The sequence below is a fragment of the Streptomyces sp. 142MFCol3.1 genome, from assembly GCF_000424945.1.
GTDB lineage: Bacteria > Actinomycetota > Actinomycetes > Streptomycetales > Streptomycetaceae > Streptomyces > Streptomyces siamensis.
In genome coordinates, this window is sequence record NZ_AUKV01000052.1 from 25399 (window position 1) to 34415 (window position 9017).

Sequence of the window (9017 nt, forward strand, 5' to 3'; positions counted from 1 at the left end):
CGCGACCTGTTCATCTTCAGCACGAACACAGAACCGTCACGTCGATGGCGGTCGCCGACGGCGACGGCCGGTTGCTGTGGTGCAGCCCGGCTCACACAAGGCCGATGCGGTGGGCCGTGGTCTCCGTCTCTCTGAGGTGATCGTGAGCCTGCGGGCCGAGTGCCGCGATGCAGAGCGCCACGACGGTCTCGATCACTGCGAGTGTGGGGACGAGGCTGTCGTAGGGGGAGGGTGCGTCTACGCGGCTGGGGAGGACGTAATCGGCGTGGGCAGCTACGGGCGAGAGCCAGGTGTCGGTGAAGACGATGACTTTGCCGCCCTTTTCCGCGGTGAGCTGAGCGATGGAGACCTTGTCTTCCTCGTAGCGCCGGTAGTCGAAGATCACGACGACGTCTCGCCGGCTCAGTTGGGCCAAGACGTTGGTCCGTTCGACGTCGCGGTCGGGCAGGATGGAGATGCTGTCGCGCATCTGCATCAGGTGCAACGCCAGGTACTGGGCGAGCAGGTGCGTGAAGCGTCCTCCGGTGAGGATGATGCGGCGTTTGGGGTCGCACAGCAGGGCGACGGCGCTCTCCAGGTCATGCAGTGGGGTTTCCGCAAGAGATTGCCCCACGGCCGAGGTCAGCACGTTGCTGCTGCGCGCCAGGAGTTCGGATGTGCTGCCCGCGGTCACCGTGCTGTCCCCTGCCTCGTAAAGGGACAGGGGTGAGGCGTTGCGCGCGTTGAGCTCTGTACGCAGGGCTGCCTGGAACTCGGGGAATGAGTGATAGCCCAGCCTGCTGGCGAAGCGCAGGACAGTAGGAGCGCTGACGCCCGCCCGCGCTGCGATGGCGGCGACGGTTTCCAGCCCGGCGGCCGGATAGTTGGCCAAGAGCACACGCGCGACCTTGCGTTCCGCGGGACTGAGGTTCCCCAGATTGTGTCGGATGTCGTCGGCGAGTGTGCCTTGGGCCACAACGTCTTCCTTTGCTGATGCGGGTCGGGCGGGCGGGCGGGCGGGTCGTCCTCCCGCTTCGGTGGAGCGAGGTGTGTCAGCGGGGGGCGATGGTGAGTTGCATGTCTATCAGGCTAGGCGGAGTTGCAGTGTCTGCTGCCCACATCGTGAAGGCCTTGTTCTTGGCGAGTTGCACGGTGAAGCGGGGGGCCTGCTCGTAGGTGCTGGCGGTGGCCGTCCGCTGGTTCGTGGTGGCGGCCAGGGCGCGGGCGGTGCCGCGCAGCGAGTAGGGCACGCCGTCAGGGTTGGAAGCGGAGTAGAAGACGTCGTTGTTCGCTGGCACCGGGGCGGTGGTGTCGGGGCTTGTGCGGTGCTTGGTCGGGCCCGGCTGAGCCTTCCAGTTGAGGGAGTTGTAGTGATCGCTGTCGGTGAGGTAGCTGTAACGCGCGCCGTGCAGGGTCCAGGGGGTTGTCTGGGGCGTTCTGGCGTGGCGCAGGTCGAGAATGGCGACGCCGTTGGGTCCGCTCACCGTCATGGTTTCGTGGCGTGTTCCGGGGTTGTCCACGATGAGGGCGGTGTTCTCTTCGAGGGCGTAGACGCGATTGTGGCCGGTGTCGGCGGCCAGTCGCAGGGAGCGTCCTTCGCGTCCGTAGACGCCGGTGTGGGTGTCGACGAGGCCGGATGTGAGGAAACCGAAGCCGCCGGCCGGCAGGTAACCGAGGCGGGTGGGGTCCTCGAAGTAACCGGGTGTGCTGCCGTCACGCAGGGCCTGGTAGCTCTCTCCCCCCGTGACCATGTCGGCGCCGGCCATGATCTGGGCGCCGGCGGAAGAGCCGGAGACGACAGCACCGTGAGCGAGTTTGGTCCGGATGGCGGCCAGCGCTTTGGTGTCGGTGTGAGCGTCGCCGTGAAGCAGGGTGGTGATGTAGCGGTACTGGTCGCCTCCTCCGAAGAAGAAGCCGGTCATGCGGTTGATCTGGTCGACGACGCGATCGTCGTCGGCTGCGCTGATGTGGTCGAGGTCGATGGGAATCCACTCGGCGTCGTCGGCGCCGTGCTGGGTGAACAGCTGTGAGTAGTAGACGCCGTTGCAGGCAGAGTTGCTGCACCGGTCTGGGTCGGAGGCGTGAGGGTCCTGGCTCTCGGGTACGGACGCGGCGGTCAGGATGCCGATGCGTGCCTTGGCTCCGCCGGCCCGTTCGATGATCTCGTTGTAGACCTTGTTGTTGTCTGACGCCAGGGCTCCGCCGACGAGGACGAGCGATCCGTGGGGGGTGGGCCGGGGGCCGGCCGCTTGGGCTGGCTGGGTGTTCAGCGCGAGGATGCAGGCGATGCCTGCGGTGAGGGCGGTGCGGCGGCTGAGCAGCGGGCGTCTGGTCATCGTGGCTCCAGGAGTGTGGGACCTCGTGCGGCGTGATCGATTTCGCTCTTAGCTACGGCTTGTGCCGAGGGTGGCGATCAGGGTGGCGAGGAGGGCGACGCGGGAGACGACCGTGCTGACGTCGAGCCATTCCTCGGGGGTGTGATCGGCTCCGCCGACGGGTCCGAGTCCGTCGAGGACCGGGACGCCGGTGCCGGCGATGATGTTGGCGTCTCCCACGCCGCCGGTCGCTGCGGCGCCGATGCGTATGCCCAGGCTCTGGGCCGCGTTCTGGGCGCGTGCGAGGAGGTCGCGCGCAGGAGGGGTGTGCTCCATGGGAGGGCACAGATCGAGCTGCTCGACGTGGATGGTGGTGCCTGGCAGGTGAGGTTGAGAGGCCAGTTCGTGCAGTGCGGTGGTGATGCGGTTGAGGTTGGCTGTGGTGGCGGCCCGGACCTCCGCCAGCAGTTCGGCTCGGTCAGGGACGATGTTGGTGCGGCTGCCGGCTCGCAGGACACCGATGTTCACGGTGGTGTTCGTCCAGCGCTTGTTGAGATCGTGCAGCCTCAGGGCGAGGTGCGCTGCGGTGAGTGCGGCATTGGCTCCGCGTTCCGGTTCGATGCCGGCGTGCGCGGCCTTCCCCGTGATGGTGAAGCGGAAGTCGGCCACGCCTTTACGGGCGATGACCAGGTCGCCGTTTTCGCGGGCACACTCGAGGGCGAGGGCGGCGTGGGTGGTCCGGGCGGCGGTCTCGGTGATGTGCCGGCTGCCGGGCGAGCCGATCTCCTCGTCGGGGGTGGCGAGGAAGACGAGTTCCGCGTAGTCGTTCGTGCCGTGTGCGGCGAGGACCTCGAGTGCGGTCAGACCGGCCAGGAGTCCGCCCTTGTCATCGCTGACTCCGGGGCCGTACGCGAGGTTTCCCTCGAGGGTGAAGGGGCGTTCGTGTGCGGTGCCCTCGTCGAAAACGGTGTCCATGTGCCCGGCCAGGAGGATGGTGCGGCCTCCTCGGGCTTCGGGCAGAGAGCCGCGTTTGCGGGCGATGAGGACATCGCCCACCGGGGTGCCGTCCGGTGGCGCGGGGGTGATGCGTTCGACAGTGAAGCCGAGCGCGTCGAGGCGCTGCTGGAACCAGTCGGCGACGCGGTTGACGCCGTGGGGGGTGTAGGAGCCGGAGTCGATGGCGACGAGTTCGGCGAGGTCGCGGAGATAGCCCGTGAGCCGTGCCTGGGCGAGGGAGAACATCTCGTGGGGCAGGGTGTCGGGCCGTACGGGCGCGGTCACAGGACCTTGGACAGGAAGGCCTGGGTGCGTTCCTGTTCCGGGTTGGTCAATACGGTGCGGGGGTCGCCCGCTTCCACGACGACGCCCTGGTCCATGAAGACGGCTGTGTCGGCCACTTCGCGGGCGAAGCCGATCTCGTGGGTGACGACCACCATAGTCATGCCGCCGGAGGCAAGTTGCCGCATCACGTCCAGGACGTCGCCCACGAGTTCGGGGTCGAGCGCGGAGGTGGGCTCGGCGAAGAGCATGAGCTTGGGGCGCATGGCCAGGGCTCGGGCGATGGCGACGCGCTGCTGCTGACCGCCGGACAGCTCGGCTGGGTAATGATGCGCGCGGTCTGCGAGCCCGACCTGCTTGAGCAGGGCGTGGGCGTCCTCGCGGGCCTCGCTTTTGCTGATGCCGCCAACCTTCACGGGTGCTTCGGCGATGTTGTCGATGGCGGTCATGTGGGGGAAGAGGTTGAATCTCTGGAACACCATGCCGATGTCGCGGCGCCGCTCGGCGACTTCTTTCTCACGCAGTTCATGCAGCACCGTGCCGTGGCGGCGGTAGCCCACGAGTTCGCCGTCGACCATCAGCAGACCGCCGTCGACCTTTTCCAGATGGTTGATGCAGCGCAAGAAGGTGGACTTGCCGGAGCCGGATGGGCCAAGGAGACAGCACACCTGTCCGGGCTGGACGGTGAGGTCGATGCCCTTGAGGACTTCCAGTTTGCCGAAGTGCTTGCGCACGCCTTCCGCTTGGACCATGGGGTGGTTCTTCACGATGCGTCCTTGCTGCTGGTCTTGCTGAACAGGCCTGCCGTGGCTCCGAGCATTCGCTGCAGGGGGGAGGCGTGCGCGGCGCGGGCGGTGCCGCGGCCGTAGCGGCGCTCGAGCCAGGCCTGGGGGATGCTCAGCAGGGTGACGAGGGCCAAATACCACAGGCTGGCGACGACCAGCATCGGGATGACCTGGTAGTTCTGGGCGTACACGTCCTGGATGTTGGACATCAGGTCGTGTGCGGAGATCACCGAGACCAGTGCCGTCATCTTCAGCATGTTGATCGTCTCGTTGCCCATCGGGGGGATGATCACGCGCATGGCCTGCGGCAGCACGATGCGGCGCATGGTCAGTGCGGATCGCATGCCCAGAGAGTGGGCGGCCTCGCTCTGACCGGGGTCCACGGACTGGATGCCCGCCCGCACGATCTCCGAGGCGTATGCGGCCTCGTTGAGGCCGAGCGCGAGCAGCGCGGCGATGGCCGGGGTGAGCAGCGTGTTGGTCTCGGCCTGCAGGAAGGTGATGTCCGTGAAGGGAATGCCGATCTTGATGTACTCGTACAGGGCAGCCGCGTAGCCCCAGAAGATGATCTGGACGAGCAACGGGGTGCCGCGGAAGATCCAGACGAAGAAGGTGGCCAGGCCGTAGAGCACGGGGCTCGCAGACAGCCTCATCACAGCGATGAGGGTGCCCAGCACCAGTCCGAGTGCCATGGCGGCTGCGGTCAGCCACAGCGTAGTCGTCAGGCCGTTGAAGATGAGGTCGGCGAAGAGGTACTTGCCTACGACATCCCAGTGGAGATTGTCGTTCTTGGCCAGGGAGCCAATCAGGCCGGCGAGGGACAGCAAGGCCACCACAGTGGCGGCCCAGGTGCCCCAGTGCCGGACCGGAACGACCCGCAGGTCGTCGGAAGGACGGTGCGGCTCAACGGTGTCCTGCACGGTTGACGTGTCGATCATGACTAGTCGACCGCCGCGTTCTTCGTGGCCTGCTTGACGGCGATGGAAGCGACACCGTACTTGCTGTAGATCTTCTTCAGGGTGCCCTCGTCGATGAGCTGCTGCAGGGCCTTTTGAATGGCGGTGGTCAGCCCGGGGAGCTTCTTGCTCACGGCGATGCCGTTCGGTGAAGCGTTGTAGCCGCCGGGCGCCGCCGGGTCGTCGACGAGGTCGAAGACTGCTCCGTTCTCGGCGGTCTTGGCCACCCAGCCGGCTGCGGGCTTGGTCAGGACCTGGGCGACCACCTTGCCCGAGCGCAGGGCAAGCTGGGCGTCCGAATCCTTGGGGTAGGTCTGGATGTCAATCTTGCCGGAGCTGCAGGAGGACTGGTGGCTCTGCAGCAGCTTCAGCTGATTGGTGGCGGCCTGGACGGCGACCTTCTTGCCGCACAGGTCGTCCAGAGTAGTGATCTTGTCGGGATTGCCGTCGGCCACGAGGACACCGGACCCGGACTGGGAGTAGTCGACAAAGTCCACGACCTGCTGCCGCTCGCGGTTGTCGGTCATGGCAGACATCGCAGCGTCGAACTTGCCGGCCTGGATGGCCGGGACGATGCCGTCGAACTTCTGCGGGCTGAAGGTGACCTTCACGCCGAGCTTCGCCCCGACGGCCTGGCCGAGGTCATAGTCAAGGCCCGTGATCTGGCTGCTGCCTTCCTTGACATACATCTCGAAGGGCGGGTAAGGCACGTCGGACGCCACACGCACCGTGCCGGAATCCTTGATCTCCTTCGGCAGGGCGTCGTGGAGGCTCTTGTCCTGCTTGATCTGTACGCCGGCCACCTTGACCGGTCCGGCGGGTGCGGCGTCTGCGCTGTCTTCGTCGCAGGCGGCCAGAGCGGACACAGTCGCGGCGGCAACGACACATGTGACGGCGGATCGAGTCAGGCGTGAGTTCATGGCGCTCGGACCTCTCAGGATGGGTACCGGCGCGTGTGTGACATCGCCGGCCGACACTCCAGGAAGTTACAGATCACCACGACAGTTGGCTAGATGTACCAGCTATTACATTCCAGTAACACGCCTTCGCGAAGCCGACACCCGCCTGAAATGCCGGCCCAAAAGCCTCCCAAACGGACCAAAAGCCCTGCGATTCCGGGAAGTTCGCCTTACATCTATCCGTCGGCGAGCCCAATCTGTACCTTCCATTCGCGCACGGCACGGCTGCGGAGCAACCCCGTCCATTCCCCCGCTACCGCAGCTCCCACCGATTGGAGAAGCATGTCCTCGCATCCGCTCCGGCACCTCGCCCGATGGTCACTCGCCCTCGCCCTCGCGGTCTGCGCGACTACCTCGATCGCACAACCAGCCGACGCTTCAGCGAACCGGATACGCCTGGGCAGCGCCTCCGACGTGACCCGCACGGCCTGGAACGGTCCCGCGTACACCATGAACGGATCGGGCGGCGTCGTCACCGCCTCCATGAGCGCCGCACTCGACGACATCCGCGGTGGATCCGGTTCACTCGACGTGGTCGTCCTCGCCGCATCGGCACCGACATCAGGCAGCGAAACGCCCGAGTGCGACACCATCGTGCCGCTCACCGGTGTCAATTCCTGCACCACCTGGACCCTGACCTCCGCCGATGACGGCAACAACACCCAGGTCAATACCGACGTTCGCAACGCAGAGTTCGTCTACTTCGCAGGCGGCGACCAGTGCCGCTACGCCGCGTGGAAGGGCACTGCGCTCGAAGCGTCCGTGGAGTCGGTCGTAGCCAAAGGCGGCGGCTCCGGCGGCGGCAGCGCCGGCCTGCACATCAACAGCCCGATCGTGTATGACGCCTGCAACGGCAGCATCACCAGCTCCGAAGCACTGGCCAACCCCTACGACCGCTACATCTCCTTCACGACCGACATGTTCGCCTGGCCGAACTACCAGAACACAATCAACGACTCCCATTTCGTCACACGCGATCGAATGGGCCGCACCATGGCATTCGTCGCACGAGCCATCAAAGACGGGTTGAGCAGCGGCGGAGCAGCTTGGGGCTTCGGCATCGAAGAGGGCGGATCCCTCCTCATCGACGCCAGCGGCCACGGCACGCTCTACGGCAAGGACGCCTACGTCGTTCTCGGCGACCATCAGCCCGAACAAGCCAGGGCCAACACTCCTCTGACCTTCCGCGACTACAAGATCTGGCACATCGCCCCTGGTCAGAGTTACGACTTCGCCGACCGCCCAACGTGCGATTACTACCTGCGCAGCGTCGTCGACGGCACACCCGATAGCAATCTCTACAACGGCACGCCGCAGACATCGTGCGGCACTCACTCAGGCAGTTCGTTCACCGAGGCCGAGCCCAACGACTCGGTCAGCACGGCCAACGACACAACCGCCCTCGGCGCACCCCTTGCCATCACCGGCAGCATGAAGTCCACATCCGACCGCGACTACTACAAGGTGGCGCTGGCATCTGGGCAGACACTCAGCCTTGCATGCTCCATCCCCAGCGCCTACGACGCCGACCTCTACCTCATGGACTCCGCCGGCAGCGCTCTCGAGCGCTCCACCAGCGACGGCGCGGGAGCTGACGAGTCGCTGGCCTTCACTCGCACAGCGGCCGGAGGCGGCAGCTATCTCATCGACCTGGAGGCCTACAGCGGATCCGGAACGCAGCCCTACGACTGCACCGTGACCAAGAGCTAACGCCCCGAGCGCCCGGACAGCTCCGCAAGCGGGGGCGCACCGCAGGCTCCCGCCCCAGCTGGTCCATGCTGGCCGTCTCCAACGCCAGCAGCAAGGGCATCCGCACGCCGTCGCATCCGTGAACAGCAGTCGAGGCATCGGCTTGCGAGCGGGCACATCCGCGCACAGTGGAAGCCCTGATGAGGATCTGTGAAATTGGCCAGTGCTGCTCTTCGTTCCCCACTCGGTTGCTGTCAGCAACGATTGTCGGGGCCGCCCGTCTGGCTGTGGAATTGCGGACCAGCAGTGGTTCGCGCTGGAATCCGAGAGCTCTTGTTGATCTCGGAGTGCAGGAACATCGACCAGAATCAGCACCACCTGCCAGGGCGGCGCCTTCAGAGACATGTCCCGCCTTCCCTCTCGCTGGACTGCCCGGCCCCTGGTCATTGCCGCTCGGCAGACTCGTATCGTCTGCTGGTGATCAAGCGGCAACGGGGGAGGACATGGGCAGGCAGGAGATGCATCGGAAAGTGCACGCCCCGCTGAAGCGGGCGGGCCTGGAGGTGCTCGAAGGCGGCGTGCCAGGCACTGCCTTGCCAGTGTCCGTAATGAGCGCGATGGCCAGTTGCACCCACGAGGAGACGGGCCGGCGGGATGCTTTCGTCGGCTTCGACGACCCGCAGCTCATCGAGCACGCCAATCGAGGCTGGTACGCGTTGGCGACCTCCTTCGGCCTGTTCGACGCCAGCCGCGAGTTCCTGCTCGCCCTCCCTGCCCATCGCTACAACTCGCGGGTAGACCTGTACCAGCCTCGTATATGGCGCCGGGTTCGTCTGCTCGACGCCTGGGACGTCATGGGCGCGGCGTGCGCGATCCGCCGGGGAAGATCCGTACTCGGATATGACGAGTGTCTGCTCGGCTCGCGATCCGGACGTCCGGAATTTGCGATGCTCTCGCTCGACAGCACTGTCGCCGTGGTCGGAACAACCTGGCAGGACGGCATCGGCTCCCTGGCCGTGCCCAACCCGGGAGACACGGAGCCCGTACGCCGCCTGA

At 66.1% G+C, this 9017-nt stretch carries 7 protein-coding genes and 1 pseudogene; 2 read left to right on the forward strand and 6 right to left on the reverse strand.

From position 1 onward, the window contains the following. Positions 1-91: 91 nt before the first annotated feature. The 6 genes from H305_RS0140940 to H305_RS0140965 all read right to left on the reverse strand — a co-directional run bounded on the left by H305_RS0140940 (position 92) and on the right by H305_RS0140965 (position 6233). Entirely contained in the window at positions 92-955 is an 864-nt protein-coding gene (locus H305_RS0140940; protein WP_028805559.1) for a MurR/RpiR family transcriptional regulator, read from the reverse strand. 76 nt (positions 956-1031) lie between these two features. Continuing rightward, positions 1032-2315, reverse strand: a complete 1284-nt coding sequence (locus H305_RS0140945) for a cyanophycinase (protein ID WP_028805560.1) — start codon at positions 2313-2315, stop codon at positions 1032-1034. 48 nt (positions 2316-2363) lie between these two features. Further along, a complete protein-coding gene (locus H305_RS0140950) occupies positions 2364-3575 on the reverse strand; it encodes a M20 family metallopeptidase (RefSeq protein WP_028805561.1) in 1212 nt (403 codons plus the stop codon). Further along, on the reverse strand, positions 3572-4324 hold the full coding sequence (locus tag H305_RS0140955; RefSeq protein WP_028805562.1) for an amino acid ABC transporter ATP-binding protein: 753 nt from the start codon (positions 4322-4324) through the stop codon (positions 3572-3574). The genes H305_RS0140950 and H305_RS0140955 overlap by 4 nt, the downstream gene beginning before the upstream one ends. Positions 4325-4335: 11 nt before the next feature. Beyond that, positions 4336-5295 (reverse strand): amino acid ABC transporter permease, encoded by a 960-nt coding sequence (locus H305_RS48605; RefSeq protein ID WP_051371531.1) that lies wholly within the window; start codon positions 5293-5295, stop codon positions 4336-4338. A 2-nt stretch (positions 5296-5297) separates the two neighbouring features. Continuing rightward, a complete protein-coding gene (locus tag H305_RS0140965) occupies positions 5298-6233 on the reverse strand; it encodes an ABC transporter substrate-binding protein (RefSeq protein ID WP_051371533.1) in 936 nt (311 codons plus the stop codon). 321 nt (positions 6234-6554) lie between these two features. On the opposite strand from H305_RS0140965, the gene H305_RS48610 reads away from it, so the two are divergent. Continuing rightward, the gene (locus tag H305_RS48610) at positions 6555-7982 is read left to right on the forward strand and encodes a pre-peptidase C-terminal domain-containing protein (protein ID WP_234021418.1); all 1428 of its coding nucleotides are present in this window, start codon (positions 6555-6557) and stop codon (positions 7980-7982) included. A 596-nt stretch (positions 7983-8578) separates the two neighbouring features. Next, a pseudogene (locus H305_RS0140975) lies at positions 8579-9017 on the forward strand (hypothetical protein); the annotation flags it as partial.